17 protein-coding genes are annotated in these 19,946 nt (G+C 55.8%); 5 read left to right on the top strand and 12 right to left on the bottom strand.

Annotation, left to right across the window (positions count from 1 at the left end):
* Positions 1-253 precede the first annotated feature (253 nt).
* Positions 254-1,381, top strand: a complete 1,128-nt coding sequence (locus C5Y44_RS07990) for an alpha/beta hydrolase (RefSeq protein WP_105324451.1) — start codon at positions 254-256, stop codon at positions 1,379-1,381.
* On the opposite strand, the gene C5Y44_RS07985 is transcribed toward C5Y44_RS07990, so the two are convergent.
* From C5Y44_RS07985 to dnaK, 6 genes are all read right to left on the bottom strand, one after another.
* Positions 1,378-2,898, bottom strand: coding sequence for an aldehyde dehydrogenase family protein (locus C5Y44_RS07985; protein ID WP_105324450.1), 1,521 nt, complete (start codon positions 2,896-2,898; stop codon positions 1,378-1,380). The genes C5Y44_RS07990 and C5Y44_RS07985 overlap by 4 nt on opposite strands.
* A gap of 158 nt (positions 2,899-3,056) precedes the next feature.
* Positions 3,057-3,251, bottom strand: coding sequence for a PspC domain-containing protein (locus C5Y44_RS07980; RefSeq protein WP_105324449.1), 195 nt, complete (start codon positions 3,249-3,251; stop codon positions 3,057-3,059).
* 142 nt (positions 3,252-3,393) lie between these two features.
* The gene (locus C5Y44_RS07975) at positions 3,394-3,795 is read right to left on the bottom strand and encodes a heat shock protein transcriptional repressor HspR (RefSeq protein WP_105324448.1); all 402 of its coding nucleotides are present in this window, start codon (positions 3,793-3,795) and stop codon (positions 3,394-3,396) included.
* Positions 3,796-3,806: 11 nt separating this feature from the next.
* On the bottom strand, positions 3,807-4,985 hold the full coding sequence (gene dnaJ, locus C5Y44_RS07970) for a molecular chaperone DnaJ (protein ID WP_066796626.1): 1,179 nt from the start codon (positions 4,983-4,985) through the stop codon (positions 3,807-3,809).
* A 159-nt stretch (positions 4,986-5,144) separates the two neighbouring features.
* Positions 5,145-5,819, bottom strand: coding sequence for a nucleotide exchange factor GrpE (gene grpE / locus C5Y44_RS07965; RefSeq protein WP_105324447.1), 675 nt, complete (start codon positions 5,817-5,819; stop codon positions 5,145-5,147).
* Complete coding sequence (gene dnaK / locus C5Y44_RS07960; RefSeq protein WP_066796631.1) at positions 5,819-7,678, bottom strand: molecular chaperone DnaK; 1,860 nt, start codon at positions 7,676-7,678, stop codon at positions 5,819-5,821. The genes grpE and dnaK overlap by 1 nt, the downstream gene beginning before the upstream one ends.
* A gap of 490 nt (positions 7,679-8,168) precedes the next feature.
* Between dnaK and C5Y44_RS07955 the strand changes: the two genes are divergently transcribed.
* A complete protein-coding gene (locus C5Y44_RS07955; RefSeq protein WP_105324446.1) occupies positions 8,169-11,603 on the top strand; it encodes a bifunctional proline dehydrogenase/L-glutamate gamma-semialdehyde dehydrogenase in 3,435 nt (1,144 codons plus the stop codon).
* Here the strand turns inward: C5Y44_RS07955 and C5Y44_RS07950 are convergent.
* Genes C5Y44_RS07950 through C5Y44_RS07930 form a run of 5 tightly spaced genes read right to left on the bottom strand, consistent with a single transcriptional unit; the run spans position 11,593 to position 16,477 of the window.
* Entirely contained in the window at positions 11,593-12,843 is a 1,251-nt protein-coding gene (locus tag C5Y44_RS07950; RefSeq protein ID WP_105324445.1) for an AI-2E family transporter, read from the bottom strand. The genes C5Y44_RS07955 and C5Y44_RS07950 overlap by 11 nt on opposite strands.
* Positions 12,843-13,484 carry a nucleosidase gene (locus tag C5Y44_RS07945; protein ID WP_105324444.1) on the bottom strand — a complete coding sequence of 214 codons (642 nt, stop codon included), beginning with the start codon at positions 13,482-13,484 and terminating at the stop codon, positions 12,843-12,845. The genes C5Y44_RS07950 and C5Y44_RS07945 overlap by 1 nt, the downstream gene beginning before the upstream one ends.
* Before the next feature lie 10 nt (positions 13,485-13,494).
* Positions 13,495-14,763, bottom strand: coding sequence for a sulfate adenylyltransferase subunit 1 (locus C5Y44_RS07940; RefSeq protein ID WP_105324443.1), 1,269 nt, complete (start codon positions 14,761-14,763; stop codon positions 13,495-13,497).
* Complete coding sequence (gene cysD, locus C5Y44_RS07935) at positions 14,763-15,665, bottom strand: sulfate adenylyltransferase subunit CysD (RefSeq protein WP_105324442.1); 903 nt, start codon at positions 15,663-15,665, stop codon at positions 14,763-14,765. Before cysD ends, C5Y44_RS07940 begins: the two co-directional genes overlap by 1 nt.
* Positions 15,666-15,694: 29 nt before the next feature.
* Entirely contained in the window at positions 15,695-16,477 is a 783-nt protein-coding gene (locus C5Y44_RS07930; RefSeq protein WP_369831078.1) for a phosphoadenylyl-sulfate reductase, read from the bottom strand.
* Between the two features lie 142 nt (positions 16,478-16,619).
* Here C5Y44_RS07930 and C5Y44_RS07925 point away from each other — a divergent pair, with 142 nt between their 5' ends.
* From C5Y44_RS07925 to C5Y44_RS07915, 3 genes are read left to right on the top strand one after another with little or no spacing between them, the layout of a single operon-like run.
* Positions 16,620-16,955, top strand: a complete 336-nt coding sequence (locus C5Y44_RS07925; protein WP_105324441.1) for a ferredoxin — start codon at positions 16,620-16,622, stop codon at positions 16,953-16,955.
* Between the two features lie 4 nt (positions 16,956-16,959).
* Positions 16,960-17,502 carry a DUF1707 domain-containing protein gene (locus C5Y44_RS07920; protein WP_105324440.1) on the top strand — a complete coding sequence of 181 codons (543 nt, stop codon included), beginning with the start codon at positions 16,960-16,962 and terminating at the stop codon, positions 17,500-17,502.
* A 19-nt stretch (positions 17,503-17,521) separates the two neighbouring features.
* Positions 17,522-18,751, top strand: a complete 1,230-nt coding sequence (locus C5Y44_RS07915; protein WP_105324439.1) for a pyridoxal phosphate-dependent aminotransferase — start codon at positions 17,522-17,524, stop codon at positions 18,749-18,751.
* On the opposite strand, the gene C5Y44_RS07910 is transcribed toward C5Y44_RS07915, so the two are convergent.
* On the bottom strand, positions 18,735-19,898 hold the full coding sequence (locus tag C5Y44_RS07910; protein WP_105324438.1) for an HNH endonuclease: 1,164 nt from the start codon (positions 19,896-19,898) through the stop codon (positions 18,735-18,737). The genes C5Y44_RS07915 and C5Y44_RS07910 overlap by 17 nt on opposite strands.
* Positions 19,899-19,946 lie beyond the last annotated feature (48 nt).

The following is a 19,946-nucleotide window of genomic DNA, read 5'->3' as shown; positions in this document are numbered from 1 at the left end:
GTGAAAACCTCATCCATGACTATTTAGATCTCACCACGAATTCGCTGCTTCCGCAGGAAATTGGGCAGGTCGCTCACCACCTTCGCCCCGATTCTTTAACCGCGCATGCCTTATCTAGTGCCACTACTTCTTGGTCTAGTGCAATTGCGCAATCAACGCACGCCTGTGCGGACCAATTACATTCTGTCGCGGCCATGTTAACGCGAATGCGCAGTGACGATAATTCGCTGGCAGCGCAGTTAAGGCGGATTCTATGAAACTACACAGTGCTGAAATGTTTAAGGCTGCGGCGATGCTGCGCCAGCACTCCGTTTCGCTCGCGCAGTTCCGTGAGGAATCCGAGGGCTATCAACGCGAGATTACCCATGCTGGTTTAAGCGGTCATGCTTTGGAAATCGCGTTGGGAAATGTGCAGGAGGCATCGACAAGCTTAAATGCTCCCGTGCACAAAATGGCCGTTGCCTCTACGGTCTTGGAAGTATTTGCCACCTTGCAACAGCGTGCTGAAAAGCTGATGCTGAGCAGCCTGGGCGAAGATTTAATGACGAATCTCAACGCGCTCGGCGATGCCTTAGATTGGGCATGTGCGCGCAGCATCGATGCTTTATGCACGCCAGTTGCTACCCCACCGCCGAAGAGACTGGATGAGTTCGGCGAGCTTTCCCTCGATGCTATTCATGAGCTCAATATGGCCCAAGCTCCGCCAGAAATTCAAGCTTTAGCCGAGGCCAACCCGGATGTGTATTTGCTCGAAGTCGGCGAGGACACCATGGTGGCGATCATAGACCCGCACGAGGTAAAAACCTCACCAAGCTCAGTGACGACTTTTGTCGAAGGCGTTGGCTCTTCTGATAAAACTCGATGGCCGACCACAATCGAGCGTTCGCGTTCTATTGCGAATGCCACCGGCGGCGTCACAGCCTTATGGTTGGGATACAGGGCACCAGCGAATCTTTCCCGTGCCGTCCATGCCGCGCCCGCCGAAGCTGCCGGCGGTGAGCTAGCGCGCTTTCAACGCAGCTTAAGCCAGCGCTTTCCCGCTGCCAAAAAGGTGGTTACCGGATACTCTTACGGGTCAGTGGTTTCTGGATACGCCGCACGCGAAGGCTTGGAGGCGGATGAATTAGTGCTCGTGGGCAGCCCCGGAGTCGGTGTTTCGCACTCGTCTCAACTGGGCTTTGACGGTTCAGTGGTAGCGGTAACCAATGATGGAGATCCTATATCTTTTACTGGCGGCAACTATGGCGGTGCCCATGGAGTAGACCCCACAGCACCAACATTTGGTGCGCAGCCCTTCCCCACCAGACCGAAAGGAACCCATACGTCCTACTGGACTGACCCGGTGTTTTTAGAAGGGCTGCGCACCATAGCTACGCGCTAGAACAAGCCAGCCGGCTTCTCAGAGTAAGAGACCAACATGTTCTTGGTTTCTTGGTAGTGAGACATCATCATCAGGTGGTTCTCACGGCCAAGTCCCGACTCCTTGTAGCCGCCGAAAGCGGAGTGCGCTGGGTAGACGTGGTAGTGGTTGACCCACACGCGACCAGCCTGGATGTCACGGCCGGCACGGTATGCGGTGTTTTGGCCACGGGTCCAGACACCGCCGCCAAGACCAAAGTTGGTGTCATTGGCAATCTTGATGGCTTCGTCATAGTCCTTGAATGTTGCCACTGCCAGGACTGGGCCGAAGATCTCATCGCGGAAGATCTTCATGTCATTGTTGCCGCGGAAGACGGTTGGCTCAATGTAGTAGCCGTTTTCCAGGCCATCAATCTTGTTGATGCCACCACCGATAAGGGTTTCTGCACCTTCTGCTGGGCCAATCTCCAGGTAGGACTTAATCTTTTCCATCTGCTCCACGGAAGCCTGCGCACCCATCATGGTTTCAGTATCCAGTGGGTTACCAATCTTGATAGCCTTCACGCGCTCAATGGCAAGCTTGAGGAAGTCCTCTGCGATGTCCTCGTGGATCAGCGCACGCGATGGACAGGTACAGACCTCGCCCTGGTTCAGCGCGAACATCGTAAAGCCCTCAACACACTTCTCCAGGAAGTCATCATCCTCATCCATGATGTCCTTGAAGAAGATGGATGGGGACTTACCGCCCAGCTCCAAAGTCACTGGGATGATGCGCTCGGCGGTGCTCTTGTTAATCATCTTGCCCACAGGAGTGGAACCGGTAAACGCAATCTTCTTAATGCGCTCATTCGCGGTCAGCGCCGCACCGGCTTCCTCACCCAGGCCGTTGACGATGTTGAGAACACCTGCTGGCACAACATCCTTAATCTTTTCAATCAAGTACAAGATGGACGCTGGGGTCTGCTCTGCTGGCTTCATCACAATGCAGTTACCGGTTGCCAGTGCTGGCGCAATCTTCCAGGTTGCCATGAGGATTGGGAAGTTCCATGGAATGATCTGACCCACCACGCCGAGTGGCTCATAGAAGTGATAAGCCACGGTGTCATCATCAATCTGGGACAGGCGACCTTCCTGAGCACGCAGAACACCTGCGAAGTAACGGAAGTGGTCTACTGCCAATGGGATATCCGCTGCGAGACACTCACGCACAGCCTTACCGTTTTCCCAGGTCTCAGCGACAGCGATTTCTTCCAGGTTCTCTTCGATGATGTCCGCGATGCGCAGCAGCACCAAAGAGCGCTCTGCGGCTGAGGTCTTACCCCAGGTTTCAAAAGCCTTCTCCGCAGCATCTACTGCCTTGTCGATATCCGCTGCCTTACTGCGCGCGACCTGGCAGAAGACTTCACCGGTGACAGGGCTGATGTTGTCCATGTATTCACCGTCAGCCGGTGCGACCCATTCACCGCCGATGAAGTTGTCGTAGCGTTCGCGGTAGTTGACGATTGAGCCTTCAGTTCCAGGTTGTGCATAAACAGTCATGATTAGCCTCTCTTCGAATGCGCACACCACAACCGCAGCAGTAATGCACGCCCCAATATGGATGGAACATGAACCAAGTCACGTCTGCCACCATGTTAATACATGTTGAATGTTTAAGCCACGAAATTAACAAGACACCCCCGCCGCGGCTAGATCCCTTAATTAACCTCTGCTTTCTCCGGGAATGTCAGCCACACCCACAGGTAGACCGCAACCATGGGAACCCCAAACACCATGGGAAGCACAAACCAAAACCGGATAACATTCGGGTCAAAACCGCGCCGGTCAGCAATCCCTGAGCACACCCCACCCAGTATCTTTCCATCAGAGAGAAGATAGTATTTCTGCTTCACACCCCCAACCTATGACAGCACGGACTATTTTTAAAGGACAGGATTCACACCGCAGCCTTGCCCTTGGGAGTACTCCACCACTGATGGCAAAAGACCCCGCACTCAACTACATGAATACGGGGTCTTATCTACTGAAATTTTTCTACGACTCGCTGCTGCGACGACGTCGTGGTTTCCACATGACCACGGACGTGGACCGGGGAACGTGGACAAGCTCGCCTCCACGCTGGCCACGGGCCTGCGCCTGCGCCGAGCGCACAGCATGCAGCTCTTGCGCTAGCGCATCGCGTTCTTCACGCAGTCGGTCGCGTTCTTCGGTCAACTCAATAATCGCTTTAATTCCAGCTAGGTTTACGCCGTCTTCTTGAGAGAGCTCTTGAATTCGGCGCAACAGCTTAATATCGCGATCGGAATAGCGCCGGCCACCGCCGGAGGTGCGCTCCGGGGTCACCAGACCAAGACGGTCATAGGTGCGCAGCGTCTGCGCGTGCATCCCGGCACGTTCGGCGGCTACAGAAATGACGTAGAGAGTTTTCTCGCTCATTTTCACACCTCCTACGCATTCCCCGCCCACCCAGCACGGGGATTGAAACCAGATTCCTTTTCTGCCTGGGCGTAAGTACGCAATGCTGACGATGCCGCTGCATCCAAGTTCGAAGGAACCTTTACCTGGACTGTGACCATCAGGTCGCCGGCAGTACCGCCGCGCTTTGGAACTCCACGTCCGCGTACACGCAGGGTACGGCCATCGGGAGTGCCTGCAGGTACCTTCACGCGCACTGGCGCATCCAAGGTTGGCACGTTAATGGTGTCGCCTAAGGTCAGTTCCGCAAAGCTTACCGGCACGGTTACGTGCAAGTCGTCGCCTTCACGAGTGAATACCTTATCCGGCTTGACCTTAACTTTGACGAAGAGGTCTCCGGATGGAGTGCCGTTAGGCCCTGCCTCACCTTGGCCTGCCAAACGCACCTTTTGCCCGTCGATGACCCCCGCTGGGATACGAACGGTGATGGACCGGGTACGGTGCACGGTGCCTTGGCCCTTGCAATCATCACATGGGTCGGTAACCGCGCGGCCGGAGCCGCCACACACGGTACATGGGCTAGAGAATGCGAAAGCGCCGCGGTTTTCACTGGCAAAACCAGTACCGCCACAGTTAGAACACGTAGTGGTCTTGCCAGATTTCGAACCGGAACCATGACAGGTTGTGCACGGTGCCTCACCGGAAAGCTGCAAAGGAATGGTGGTTCCCTTGGCTGCTTCGCGGAATTCGAGGGTTACTTCCGTCTCGACGTCCGCCCCCCGCGACGGCCGAGCTGCGCGGCCGCCACCGCCACCGCGGTTGAAAACGCCACCGAAGATATCCCCAAAGCCACCGCTATCGCCTTGTCCAGACGCCCGTCCGCCGAAGATGTCGGAGAGGTCGAAGTCTTCTTGCGTCGACCGAAACCCGCCGGGAAAGCCGGCGCCTCCTGACCTTCCGAATCCGCCGGAGCGGACCATCTTGCGGAAGTTGTCATATTCCTTGCGCTCATCAGGGTCAGATAGGGTGTCGTAGGCTTCAGCTGCCCGCTTGAAACGTTCTAGCGCCTCAGGGTTATCGGGATTTGTGTCCGGGTGGTTTTCGCGAGCAAGCTTGCGATAAGTGCGCTTGATTTCATCTGCAGACGCGGACGAGGAGACCCCCAGATCCGCATAGTAATCTTTGTCTGCCCATTCAGGTTTTGCGCTCACTGGGCATCTCCTCCTTTCATTGAAGAGTAGAAAATGTCATAAGTAATTATTGTTTTATCTAAGCTAATTATTTAGTTCTTAATTTCTTAATACTGCCACTAATGCAAGTAAGGGCGTCAGAGTTTGTTCAAACACACCCCTGACGCCCTTTCTCATTGGCTAGCTTTCTTGCTCCGCTGATGTTTCAGGATCAGCGATGATGACCATGGCATTGCGCACCAGCTTGTCGCCGACGCGGTAGCCGCGACGAAGAACGGTACCAACTACCTGTTCTCCACCGGAGGAGAGATCTTGAACTGCTTCATGGATCTCTGGGTCAAATGCGTCGCCCTCTTCGCCGAAGCCTTCAAGCTTTTGGCTTGCAAGGGTGCTCGAGAGCTTGTCAGCAATCGCCTTGAGCGGCCCCTCATTGAGGTCACCGTGCTGGCGAGCCAAATCCAAGTCGTCCAGGATGGGCAGGAATGCTGCAATAACCTGGCTCTTGGCATTTTCAATTACTGCCTGGCGGTCACGCTCAGTGCGGCGGCGGTAATTGGTGTACTCAGCATTGAGGCGTTGTAGATCTTCGGTACGCTCCGCAAGCTGTGCTTCAACATCGGAAGCCTCGGCATCAGCATCGACGCCTTCTAGGCTTTCTTCAATTTCAGCTTCCATCTCTGGGCTTACCTGCACGTCGCCTTCAGCAGCTGCTTCGAAGGATTCATCCTTGATCGCATCTGCCTGGGCTTCCGAAGCTTCCTCCGCTGCGGCCTCAGCACGGTCTGCAGAGGTTGCCTCAGGGTCAGTCTGCTCTGGGTCGCCGGGGTTCTCTGGCATTCCGTTCGGCTGAGTCATTACTTATCGCCGTCCTTGTTCTCTGACTCTGCGTCAGCATCTTCTTCGTCTACAACCTCAGCGTCAACGACGTTAGGGTCGGAGTTTTCAGAAGCAGCGCCAGCCTCAGCACCTTCAGCAGCCTGTGCCTCGTAGATCTGCTTGCCCATTTCCTGAGATTCGGTGGACAGCTTCTCTACAGCGGACTTGATTGCTTCGATGTCATCGCCCTTGAGAGCTTCATCGACAGCATCGGCAGCCTCGGTGACCTTGGTCTTGATTGCTTCATCGACCTTGTCGGAGTTTTCTTCCAAGAACTTACGGGTCTGGTAAGCGGTGTTCTCCGCGTTGTTGCGGGTCTCCTGCTCTTCACGACGCTTCTTGTCTTCCTCAGCGTGTGCTTCAGCATCCTTGACCATGCGGTCGATCTCTTCCTGGGAAAGACCGGAACCGTCCTGGATCTTGATGGTGTTTTCCTTGCCGGTGCCCTTGTCCTTGGCGGAAACGGAAACAATACCGTTTGCGTCAATGTCGAAGGTGACCTCAATCTGAGGCATACCGCGAGGAGCTGGAGCAATGCCGCCGAGCTCAAAGGAGCCGAGCAGCTTGTTAGCGGAAGCCATCTCGCGCTCACCCTGGAAGACCTGAATCTGTACGGAAGGCTGGTTATCTTCCGCGGTGGTGAAGGTCTCAGACTTCTTGGTTGGGATGGTGGTGTTGCGCTCAATCAGCTTGGTCATCACGCCACCCTTGGTTTCAATACCAAGAGACAGTGGGGTGACGTCCAGCAGCAGAACGTCCTTAACTTCACCGCGCAGGACACCAGCCTGAAGTGCTGCACCTACTGCAACAACCTCGTCTGGGTTAACGCCCTTGTTTGGCTCGCGGCCGGTCAGTTCCTTAACCAGATCGGAGACAGCTGGCATACGGGTGGAGCCACCAACGAGAACAACGTGGTCAACATCGCCAACGGACATTTCCGCGTCCTTGATGACCTGGTTGAATGGGCTCTTGGTGCGGTCCAGCAGATCCTGGGTGATGCGCTGGAACTCGGTGCGAGACAGGGTCTCATCCAAGAACAGTGGGTTCTTGTCGCCATCAACGGTGATGTAAGGCAGGTTGATGTTTGCCTGCTGGGAGGAAGACAGTTCAATCTTTGCCTTCTCAGCTGCCTCGCGCAGACGCTGCAGGGCCATCTTGTCCTTGGTCAGGTCAATGCCGTTTGCGGCCTTGAACTTTTCAACCAACCAGTCAACGACGCGCTGATCCCAGTCGTCGCCACCCAGCGAGTTATCGCCAGCGGTTGCCATAACTTCAACAACACCGTCGCCAATTTCCAGCAAGGAAACGTCGAAGGTACCGCCACCAAGGTCGAAGACCAAAATGGTCTGTTCCTTGTCGCCCTTTTCTAGGCCGTAAGCAAGTGCTGCTGCGGTCGGCTCGTTAACGATACGCAGAACGTTCAGGCCTGCAATCTGGCCAGCTTCCTTGGTGGCCTGACGCTGCGCGTCCTCGAAGTATGCAGGAACAGTAATGACTGCGTCAGTAACGTCTTCACCGAGGTAAGCCTCTGCGTCGCGCTTGAGCTTCATCAAGGTGCGAGCGGAGATTTCCTGGGAGGTGTACTTCTTGTCATCGATATCTACGCTCCAGTCGGTGCCGATGTGGCGCTTAACGGAGCGGATGGTGCGGTCAACGTTGGTAACAGCCTGGTTCTTTGCAGACTGTCCAACAAGGATTTCGCCGTTCTTCGCGAAAGCTACAACAGATGGGGTGGTACGTGCACCCTCTGAGTTAGCAATAACGGTGGCCTCGCCACCTTCCAACACGGATACAACCGAGTTGGTGGTACCAAGGTCAATACCTACTGCGCGTCCCATATTTTTGTTCTCCTTCTAGCTTGGGTTTCATTTAAGTTGATTGTCTGTGACTCAACTTCGAATAAGCTACTCGCCCACACTAACAGAAAATTGTGCACTTGCGTAGCCATCCTGAGCGTTGGTCACTCAACTAGTATAACGACACAAGTTCCAAACTTGTTCCAACCAGGCTCAACTTTCTTTATAATTTTCCATAACCCCAGCTAAGACGGTTTAAAATTCTTCTAAAAATCTTAAGTCACAAGTGCATAACAGCTTGTCGGTGCCCCTCCCGGAGGCATCGAAAAGCGTTGCCCCCAGCCCTTCTATACAATGGGCGGGGGTTACATAGTATTGTTAACTTGATACAGATCACATATATTTTTCGCTTAAGGGGTGAGAGTTGAACAGAGAGTTTGTGCGGAAACGCCGCTCCAGTGACCGTCCGCCGGTTAATTGATGAATGCTTTTCTTTCATTCATCCACTGTTTCTATGTAGAGGAAATTTCTCATGACCACTGCTGCACATACTCGTTTAACTGAATCTGATGACGTCGAAGCCGTCGTTGATGCCGCTGCCCAGCGCGCACGCAAGTGGCTTGCGGTCACTGAAGGTGAACACGATGCATCCTCAGAACAACTAGCTGACCTGCTTCGTGATGAAGACGGCGTTGCTTTCACCATGGACTTTGTCGACCGGGTTATGCGCCCGGAAGATGACAAGGTAGCGGCCAAGGCGCTCAAGGCCATGACCAATAAATTCGATCCGTCGTTTCTGGGTCGTTTTAATGGCCTGCTGGTTGGTATGGGCGGATTCTTCGGCCCCATTTTGCCCAACCTGGTCATGCCTTTGGCGCGCATGCGCATGCGGCAAATGGTCGGCCACCTGGTGCTTGATGCCGAATCCGACAAGCTGAATAAGACTTTGGCTAAAGCTGCCGAGTCCGGTGAACAATTGAATCTCAACCTGCTGGGTGAGGCGGTGCTGGGCGAAGATGAAGCCCGCTCCCGCGCTGAGCGTACCCTCGCACTGATTCGCAATCCGCTGGTCACCTATGTTTCTGTGAAGGCCTCCTCCATGGTCGCGCAGCTAAACCCCTGGGATATTGAAGGTTCGCTGAAGCGGCTCAAGGAGCGTTTGCTTCCGCTTTACGATGAAGCCGCGAAGCGCTCCCCCAACGTCTTCATCAACTTAGACATGGAGGAATACCACGACCTGCACCTGACCATCCGGCTTTTCAAAGAAATTCTGGCCGACCCAAAGTTCAAGGATCTAGAAGCAGGCATTGTTTTGCAGGCTTATCTGCCAGATACCTTCGAGTGCCTGGTGGATTTGGCGGAATTTGCGCAAGAGCGCGTGGCCCAGGGCGGGGCGCCGATTAAGATTCGCTTCGTGAAAGGCGCGAACCTGTCCATGGAGCATGTCCAAGGTGAGGTGCACGGCTGGCAAGTCGCGACGTACTTGAGCAAAGACGAAGTCGATGCCAACTACTACCGCCTGCTGGATTATATTTTGCGCCCGCAGTTCGAGGGAGCCGTCCGCATTGGTGTTGCTACCCATAACCTCTTTACCGCAGGTTTGGCCTATGAGCTGGGTAAAAAGCGCGACGTCCTGTCCATGATGGACTCGGAGATGCTGCAGGGCATGTCGCCATCGCAGCAGGCTGCGGTACGCGAAATGTTTGGCCGGCAGATTCTCTACACCCCAGTCGTGCACATGGAAGACTTCGATGTCGCGGTGTCTTACCTGGTGCGCCGTTTGGAAGAAAACTCTGCCGAGCAGAACTTCCTTTATGCTTTGTTTGCACCAGATGTGGCAGATAATGAAGGGCTTACGCCGCTGCAGAAGCAGGAAAAGGTCTTCCGCGAGGCCGTTGCTAATCGTTGGGACGTTTTTGCCGGGCCGCGCCGCACCCAGGACCGTTTAACAGAAGAAGGTGGGCGTCAAGCTGCCAAGACTGGCCGCTTTGTCAATGAACCAGATACTGACCCAGCCTTGGAAGACAACCGCACCTGGGCACTGGAGGCATTGGCTAATGATCCAGGCGAGCACGGGCTCACCGAGGTCACTGACACTGAGGCTGTAAACCAAGCTGTAGCCAAAGCCCAGGAGTTGGGTGCTCAGTGGGGTGCAAAGCCTGCCGATGAACGCGCCGCGGTTCTAGAGGCCATCGGTGATGAACTTGCGCGCAGCCGCGGCAAGCTAGTCAGTGTTGCTGCTCATGAGGCGAATAAGACCGTCACGCAAACTGACCCGGAGATCTCTGAGGCCATCGACTTTTGCGTCTACTACGCACATTCGGCGCGCCAGCTTGATTCCGCGCGCTCGAAGTTCACCCCGCACCAGATCACCGTGGTGACCCCGCCGTGGAATTTCCCTATCGCTATTCCGACGGGCGGCATGATGGCAGCGTTGGCGGCGGGCTCGGCGGTCATCATCAAGCCGGCACCGCAGGTGGTGCACTGTGCGAAGACCGTCGTCGATGCCATTCACACAGCACTTGAAGCGCAGGGCTTGGATAAAGACTTAGTCCAGCTGGTCTACACCGATGAAGGTGATGCCGGCAAGGCCCTGATCTCGCATCCGGATGTCGATAATGTGATTCTCACCGGCGCTTCCGATACCGGGCAGCTCTTCCGCTCCTGGCGCCCAGAGATGAACCTGTCTGCGGAAACCTCTGGTAAGAATGCACTGATTATTACCCCGGCGGCAGACCCAGACCTGGCGATTGCAGATCTCTACGACTCGGCTTTCGGCCACTCCGGCCAAAAGTGTTCAGCCGCTTCCTTGGTCATCTTCGTGGGAGCAGCCGGCAAGTCAGATCGTCTACGCAATCAGCTTCTCGATGCCGTGCGCACCCTCAAAGTCGGCCCCGGCTTTGAAATCGAGACCACCATGAACGGTCTCGTAGAACCTCCAAGCGAAAAATTGCTGCGCGGTCTAACCCAGCTAGATCCTGGTGAGAAGTGGCTGATTAAGCCAGAGAAGCTCAACGAGGAAGGCACCCTGTGGTCCCCTGGCGTGCGCGATAATGTGCAGCCGGGTTCGTGGTATCACCTCAACGAGTGCTTCGGCCCGGTCTTGGGCATCATGCATGCAGAGACTTTGGAAGAAGCCGTCGAGTGGCAAAATTCCACGGGCTTTGGACTCACGGGAGGCATTCACTCGCTTGACGATGAAGAACTGCGCTACTGGATCGACAATGTCGAAGTCGGTAATGCCTATGTCAACCGCGGAATTACCGGCGCGATTGTGCAGCGGCAATCCTTTGGTGGCTGGAAGAAATCCGTCATGGGACCAGGTGCGAAAGCCGGCGGTCCAAACTACGTAGCGCAGTTTGGTTCCTGGGAAGATGGCGATCTCAGCCCGGTCGATGTGGATATCGCGCCGCAGATTGCGTCGTGGTTGCGTGAGGTGGCATCGTTAAGCGCAGCTGATACCGCCTGGCTCTGGCGCGCCGCTGAGCTGGACCAACTAGCCTGGCAGACGGAGTTCGGCCGCGAGCATGACCGCACCGGATTGGTGTCTGAGGCGAATATCTTCCGCTACCGCCCGCTGCTGGATGTCTTGCGCATCCGCGTAGGTGCTGGATACCAGTTGCGCGACGTTTTACGCCAGCAGCTTGCAGCGCTGATTACGGGAACTGAAATCCGGATTTCTGCCCCTGCCGATGTAGCCGAAAGCCTTGGGGTTTCGGTCACGGTACAGTCCACCGCGGAATTTGCTGAGGAGGTCGCGAATGCAGAATCGGCCCGAATTCGCGCACTAGGCGAAGTCGAGCCGGAGGTTTATGAGGCTGCGGTGAAATCTAACTCGGTAGTTCTCGCACAGCCTGTGCTTGCCGATGGCCGCCGCGAGCTACTGCCTTATCTACTCGAGCAGGCGGTCACCGTGACCATGCACCGTTTCGGAATTATCCGTTCGGTAGCTGGTATTAAGCGCTAAGCGCTTCGTAGAGTTTGCGCACCTGTGCACGCGGAGAATCTTCAGGATCATCTCCCACTTCGCCGGTGCGTATATCTATGTCTTCAGGCGTAATTTCCTTGGCGCGCAGCGAGATCATTTCTGCGTGGTAGCGCAAGACAGTCGCGATCGTTGCGGCCACTGGTACCGCGAGGAAAGCGCCGATGATGCCGGCCAAGGTCGAACCCACGGTGACTGACAGCAGCACGATAGCTGCGTGCAGGCCCATGGCCTTGGACTGCAAGATTGGCTGCAGCACATTGCCTTCGATTTGCTGCACGAGCAGAATCAACGCCAGCACCAGCAGCGCATTGATGAGCCCGTTGGATACCAGGGCGATGACAACTGCCAGGGCACCGGCGGTAACAGCACCGATAATCGGGATAAAGCCTGCGAAGAAAGTCACCACGGCCAGCACGAAGGCCAGCGGCACACCGAGGGCCCACAGACCGAGGCCGATAAAGAGCGCATCCACAAACGACACTGCTGCCTGCGCCTGAATAAAGCCAGCAAGCGTTTTCCACACGCGGGTTAAGACCTCAGTCGCGTGCCAGCCAATCGAAGCGCCGGAGTATTTACGTACCCACGGCAAGAATTTATCGCCGTCTTTGAGAATAAAGAAGGAAATAATAAACATCACGGCCACCGTGACCAAGACCGACGATGCTGCCGACGCACCGGAGATAACGCCTGATGCAATCGAGGACATTTGGCCTTGGATGAAGGACATTGCGTCATCGATAAGCTGGTCTACTTGCTTAGCATCAATGTTAAAAGGCATATCATTGACCATGCCCATGAGCTGGTTAATGCCCTCTTCTGCCTGATCCCACAGCTGCGAGCCCTGGCGGGAGACAACAGGGCCCATCGCCGTGAAGGTTCCGCCAATAATCAGCAGCAAGCCCAAAAGCGTGGAGATAGAGGCCAGCGCGGCTGGGAATTTCCAACTGCGCAGCTTCGCCGTAACCGGGGCAAGCACAGAGGAAAGTAAAATCGCCAAAATAACTGGCAGCAAACCGACCCAGACGAATTTCAGCACAAATCCGGCCAGAGCGAGCGCTGCGACGATGACGATAAAACGCCATGAAAAACTCGTCAGAGCTCGGCCATCTGAGACCATGACGGAAGTTTTATTATCTACCGCAGGAACTTCTGTCGACAGGTCTTGACCGATATTGTCTTGATCTTCGGCGACTATTTCTTGCTCTTGGTTTTCTGTCATTAGTCTTCCAATAATCCAAGTTCACCTAAAGCGGTAAACAGTTGACGCGCGCCTCGTGGCACGGCTTCGGCCCAGCTTTCTTCCGCCAGCTCATCCGCAGAGTCAGAAATTTGCTTGAGCAAAGTGACTGGCACCCCGAATAGTCCGGCGGCGGCGGCTACGGCGTAACCTTCCATGTCGCACAGGCTCGACTCCTGAGCCAGGCGCTCGCGAGTTTCAGAATCGCCCACGAACTGATCACCGGTGGCAAGACCTGCGGTAGGCAAACGGCCTGAGGTAGGAAGTTCAATGACATCCGGCAGCAAGTACTGCGCAATCCCGGAATGGTCATCGAGGTGGAAATCATGCTTGGTCACGCGGTTGACCTCATAAACCCCCGCGAGGCCATCACGAAGTGCTCCAGCGGTGCCGACGTTGACGACGCGCGCGGGCATAGCTCCTTGGGCCTGCGCACGCGCAAGCACAGTGGCGACTGAAATCGCAGTCGGCACTGTGCCAATTCCCGTAACCAGCAGCGGAACATTCTTTGGCAGGCGCTCAGCCTCGCCGTGTACCGCTGCCACGAAAAGGGTGCGGCCAGCTAGGCTTTCACCACTAACAAGCTGGCCGACGTTGTATTGATCTACGCTTCGTTCACTCATGAACTCCAGACTAGCGCAGACGGTGTCCAATTAGTCCGGCTGCAAGGGTATTTCCTGTCGATGAATCGGTCACCAGGAAATTACCGACTGCACCACGTGCTGCATAGTCTTCTACTGGGAGTTCCTCAGCAACTTCAATGCTCACGTGCGCGATGTCATTGAGCGCAATCTTTTCTGGCTCCAGAACATCGAAGTCGACGCCATCTAGGTCCAGCACGCGCTCAATGCTCGTGATGCGGCCCTTGACAACCTTGGAGCCATAACGGACCTTGTACATTGGTCCGATCTTCAAGTCCTTTTCAGTCAAGGCCACAACAGTAGCCTCAAAAGAACGCACTGCTTCTGGACGCTGCGCACCGGAGATGAGGTCGCCGCGGGCCAGGTCGATGTCATCGGCAAGCCGCAGCACGACAGAATCACCATTGACAGCGGACTCTGCAGGCTCTGGACGGTCGATATGGGTAACCGTGGTGCTGCGTCCGCTATCGAGGTAAACAGTATCGCCGACCTTGACCGAACCAGCCTCAATTCGGCCGGCGTAGCCGCGGTAGTCCGAAGCGTGCTCGCGAATGACGTACTGGATTGGCAGGCGGAAATCCAACTCGGATGCGCGGCCGGTGCCGACCTCGAAAGATTCCAAAAGCTCCAGCACGGTCGGGCCGGTGTACCACGGCATATTGGTAGAAGGCTCCACCACATTATCGCCGCGCAGCGCCGAGATTGGCACCACGTGGGTATCTTCAATACCCAAACGATTAGCCACCGAGGTAAATTCCGCTTCAATATCGCGGAAGACAGACTCAGAGAAATCAACCAAGTCGATCTTGTTGACACCCAAGATCACGTGGCGCACGCCCAAAAGCGCAGCCACGTTCAAGTGGCGGCGGGTTTGCTCCACAACGCCGTGACGGGCATCGATAAGCACAACCACAACCTGCGAGGTTGACATACCGGTGACGGTATTGCGGGTGTACTGCACATGGCCTGGAGTATCAGCCATGATGAAGGTGCGCTTATCGGTTGCAAAGTAGCGGTACGCCACATCGATGGTGATGCCTTGCTCGCGCTCGGCACGGAGGCCATCGACAAGCAGCGAAAGATCCAGGCCATCAAAGCCGCGGTCCTTCGAGGACTTTTCCATCGATTCTAGCTGGTCCGCCAGCACCGACTTGGTATCGTGCAAAAGGCGGCCCACAAAAGTGGACTTGCCATCATCGACGCTGCCGGCGGTGCACAGGCGCAGGGTCTCGCGGGTTTTTAGTGTTGCCACCGAGCTCATCAGAAATAGCCTTCCTTCTTGCGGTCTTCCATGGCAGATTCAGACAATTTGTCATCGGCTCGGGTTGCACCGCGCTCCGACAGGGTGGAGATAGAAATCTCTGCCAAGATTTCATCCGGGGTGGCTGCCGTGGATTCCACAGCGCCGGTGCAGGACATATCGCCGACGGTGCGGTAGCGCACAGTCTTTAGCTGCAGCGGCTCATTTTCGGTCGGGCCGCCCCACTCACCAGGAGAAAGCCACATGCCGTTGCGGTTGAACAGCTCGCGCTTATGCGAGTAGTAAATCTCCGGCAGACGCAGCTCACGCGCGCCGATGTATTCCCAGATATCCGCTTCAGTCCAGTTGGAAATTGGGAAGACGCGGATATTCTCGCCCGCCTTCTTGCCGCCGTTGTACAAATCCCACAGCTCTGGGCGCTGACGGCGTGGGTCCCAGCCGCCGAAGGAATCACGCACGGAGAAGATGCGCTCTTTCGCGCGGGCACGCTCCTCATCGCGGCGCGCACCACCCAGTACTGCGTCGTAGCCACGCTCAGCGATGGTTTCTACCAAAGGCACCGACTGCAAAGGGTTACGTGTGCCATCAGGGCGTTCTTGCAAGTCACCGCGGTCAATCCAATCCTGGACCTTAGCTACGTGCAGGCGTGCTCCGGTTTCTTCCACCAGCTCATCGCGGAACTGGATGACCTCAGGGAAGTTATGGCCGGTATCAATGTGCACTAATTCAAAAGGCACAGTCTGCGGCGCAAAAGCCCGGCGCGCTAGTTCAAAGACAACGCAGGAGTCTTTGCCGCCAGAAAACAGCAGGCCCACCTTGTCGAATTGGCCAGCCACCTCGCGCAGGATGTGGATGGATTCATTCTCCAAGTCCTGCAGGTGCGGCGATAAAGTAGTAGTCATGAGAGATTAAAGTCCTTATATCTAAAAAGTTATTCGTGCAATCCGCACTCGGTTTTGCCATCAGCAAAGACGCGACCCGCGCGCGCATCATCCCCATCGCCAACGGGGAAAGTCACGGGCGCACAACCGATCGAGCGGTAGCCTTGCAAGGTCAAGGGGTGGATGACCAGGTTTTCATCGGCAATGTACTTGTCCGTATCAGCTAGGTCCCAAGTGATAATCGGGGAGATTTTCAATCGCCCGGTCCGATCCAGGCTCAGCGCCGGAGCGGTTGCCCGGTGCTCGGAGTCAGCGCGGCGCAGGCCCGTAATCCAGCCGGCGTATTCATCCATGGCCATATTCAGCGGTTCGACCTTGCGCATGCGGTTGTAGGCCGCCAGGTCCCAGCCGTACATGCGTGGGCCGTAAATTTCGTCCTGCTGCTCAGGGCTTAGCAGCGGCTTAATGCGCTTGAGCGGAAGTTGTGGATAGCGCTTTTCCACAGCGTCGGCGGTTTCTAAGGTTTCCGGGAAGTGGAAGCCGGTATCGATAAATAACAGGTCCGCATCCAGTCCGGCTTTCGCGGCTAATTCCGCGAGCACGGTATTTTCCATCGACATGGTCACAGCCAAGCGCCCGGGCGTGTGCTCAGCGGCCCAGGCCATGATGTCGGTCGCAGTGGCATCGAAAAGCTTATCTGCCCATTGCTCGACTAATTCTTGGTTTTTCTGGGCAACATCAGCCGCAAGGGGCGCGGTGTCGCGGGTGCCTTGCGGGCTTATCGATGCATCCAGGTAGTTCTTGCCTGCGTTCAGTAGGTCGGTCATGCCCATTACTTTAAGCGGATTACGCCTTTTGTACACCTGCGGAAATCATTTAGGCGGCTAAGCGGGCAGTTTAGGAAGAATAAATATCTCGCCAAAGTGAAACACTTAGTCTATTTTAGTAGACTAAGCAGTCTATAAAGGAGTTTCCATGACACGCGTTTCCATCGTTGGCTCTGCTGCAACGAGCCTACAGACAGCCGAACATCTTATCCGCGCCGGGATGTCCGTCGACCTTTTCACCGAAGAACCCGCACCCTTCGGCCTACTCAACAATTGCCCCGACGGAGGCGCCTTGCGTCTCTTTGGCAATATCCGCATCGGTGTGGACATCACCATGGATGAAATCTTGCACGATGATGCCGAAGCCCTCCTGCGCGCCCGCGGAGTCGCATATACCTCCTGGAGCGGCGGATGCCCCGAAAACCCCATCGACTGGGACGCGGTCATAGAACGCGCCAGCCTAGTGCCCGTCGTATACTTATGAGGTAATGAATGATAAACACATCCGGCTGTCAGACAATGACCGCAATGAGGCCATAAACCAACTCGCCCGCGCCGTCGGCGAGGGTCGGTTGAGCATGGAAGAATTCGAAGAACGCTCCACCGATGTTATGGGCGCAACCTATGGCAAAGACCTCGTGCCCGTACTGCGCGACATTCCCGCGCACAGGAATACGGACATTAAAGAATTTTCGCGCGCTGACATCGACAAGCTGCGCGCCGACGGCCGCAAAACCCGCCTTGGCATCGCGCTAATCTCCTCGCTCGTGGGCATTACCGCAGGGGCCCTACTGATTACTTCGAACCTGGCCATCGCCGGGATTGCCTCGTTGATCGCCGTGCCGATCATCTGGATTTTGCTCTACGTCATGAAGGTCGGCCCAGACTCCTGGCACGCCCCGTCCCTGCGCCAACTAGAACGCATGCGCAAACGCGAAATCGAGGCGCAACGCAAGGATAAATGGAGCCAGCTTTCCGATGAAGCCCTAGGACTCGCGCAACGCCAGCTATCGAGGTGGAATAAGAAGTAGTTATGGCACAATATTGCGTATGACTTCTCCACGACTTCGAATCCTTGACCAAGCCGACAAACTGCGCAATGTCGCCTACGACATCCGCGGCGAGGTGTCAGCGGAGGCGGAGCGCATGGAAATGGACGGCAACCGGATCTTGCGCCTAGATACCGGCAACCCAGCACTCTTTGGCTTTGATGCTCCCGATGTCATCATGCGCGATATGATTGCTGCCCTGCCGACTGCACAGGGCTATTCCACCTCCAAGGGAATCGTGTCTGCGCGCCGGGCTATCTACACTCGCTATGAGCTCGAGGACTTCCCGGCTTTTGACATCAATGATGTCTACCTCGGAAATGGTGTCTCTGAGCTGATCATGATGACCATGCAGGCTTTGCTTTCCGATGGCGACGAGGTGCTCATCCCTGCCCCTGACTACCCGCTGTGGACTGCTGCGACCTCGCTCTCGGGTGGTACACCCGTGCACTATATCTGCGATGAGCAAGACGACTGGAATCCGTCCATCGAAGATATCGAATCCAAGATCACCGAGCGTACCAAGGCGATTGTGGTCATCAACCCGAATAACCCGACGGGTGCCGTGTATTCGCGCGAAGTGCTTGAAAATATCGCGGCTGTGGCCCGCAAGCACTCCCTATTGGTGCTCGCTGATGAAATCTACGACCGCATCCTCTACGACGGCGCACAGCACATCTCCATGGCATCTCTCGTGCCGGACTTGTTGTGCATCACCTATAACGGCCTGTCGAAGGCTTACCGCGTCGCCGGCTACCGCGCTGGCTGGATGGTGCTAACCGGCCCGAAGAACCATGCTGCCGGTTTTATCGAAGGCCTGGATTTGATGGCAGGCACACGCCTATGCCCGAATGTGCCAGCACAGCATGCCATTCAGGTAGCTCTCGGTGGCAAGCAGTCTATTTATGAGCTCACCGCAGAAAGCGGTCGCTTACATCGCCAGCGTGACGTTGCTTTTGAAAAGCTCAACGAAATCCCTGGCGTCTCCGTGACCAAGGCCCAGGGCGCGCTTTATGCCTTCCCGCGTCTAGACCCCAATGTGTATGAGATTCATGATGATACAAAGTTAATGCTCGATATCTTGCGCTCTGAGAAAATCCTCATGGTGCAAGGCACCGGCTTTAACTGGCCGACCACCGACCACTTCCGTATTGTCACCCTCCCCTGGGTTTCGCAGTTGGAAGAGGCGATTGAACGCCTCGGCAACTTCCTGGTTAGTTATAAGCAGTAAAATTATCGGCTATGTCCTGGGCGGTTCCCCTCCACCCTTCCCGAAACTGCGGGTTGGGATTGTGATGGATGGGACCGCCCGGTTCTTCTTGGCGGCCTGCCCAGCCATACTCATCACGTTCGATGCGCCCATTTTTCGGCGGCGCATTCGGATTATCATCGTTTTGCGCATTGTGCGGACCGCACAGGCTCACGGTGTTTTCCCAACTGGTTTCGCCATCGTGATAGCCCACTGAGCGGATGTGGTGCACCGCGCATAAAATCGCCGGCAGATTACAAGCCTCGTGCGCGCACACCAGGTTCTCCATAATCACGCCCACTCGGTGCAAGCCCTTGGAAAATCTTTCATTAATAATCGGCGCGATAGTCTCCAGATGGGCTTTGCCGTCTTTGATGGTGGTCAATGCCACGTAACCGGTACCGGCAAGCTTGAGATTTATCGCTTCATCCAGCGGTATCTGCGCCCCGGACAAGGTATTCAAGTGCCCGCGGGCAATATCCACGTTTGGGTCGCCGGAGAGAATAATCATCGGCGTATACGTAATATTCGTTTCATCTACCGAATTCCCTGAGCCTTCCAGCAGCCGCCGAATCACCCAGTTCGCAAGCAACTGGTCGTACTGCAGCGCCGGGTTTTTCTTCATCGCGGTTTTTATATACGGGTCCGCCGCGGTCATAATCGCGCGTGCTTGGTCCGATTTGAACTTGCCCATCAGATTCAGCATGCCATTTTCATCCGGTTGCTTGGCAAAGTTCAGCCGGTTGGTCCTGCCCTTGCGCCCTCCGCGCTCAGTCTGCGCCACAATTTTGCGCAACCGCGCATCCGCTTCGTGCATGGTCGCGCCTTCACATGCTTTGAGCATGCGGCTTAGAATCGCGGGGACATCGTTAAGCCGTGCGTCCACCTTGCCAATCGACTTCGACACCAATCCCAACAAATCCAAGCTCAAGCCCAGCTTGGCCGCAATCTTGCCGCGCGGGCGAATCCGATTGAACACCCGCTGCAACTCACGAACCTCGGACTCCGCAATGCCATCGCGGCGTGCAATCCGGCTCGGCTGCAGATTGCCTGCTTGCCGATGAAACGCCAACAACACATCCCACCCACTCGCCTTCGCGGCGAGGTATGAGGTGTATGCGTTTTCCATGTCTCTGAGCCTAAGACCGCGCCTCCCGTCTGCCAACCTTTGTCAATC

The organism is Corynebacterium sp. J010B-136, from assembly GCF_002967075.1.
In the GTDB taxonomy this organism is placed as follows: Bacteria; Actinomycetota; Actinomycetes; order Mycobacteriales; family Mycobacteriaceae; genus Corynebacterium.
The sequence above is the reverse complement of the archived record's forward strand: the minus strand, read 5'-3'. Positions and strand labels throughout refer to the sequence as shown.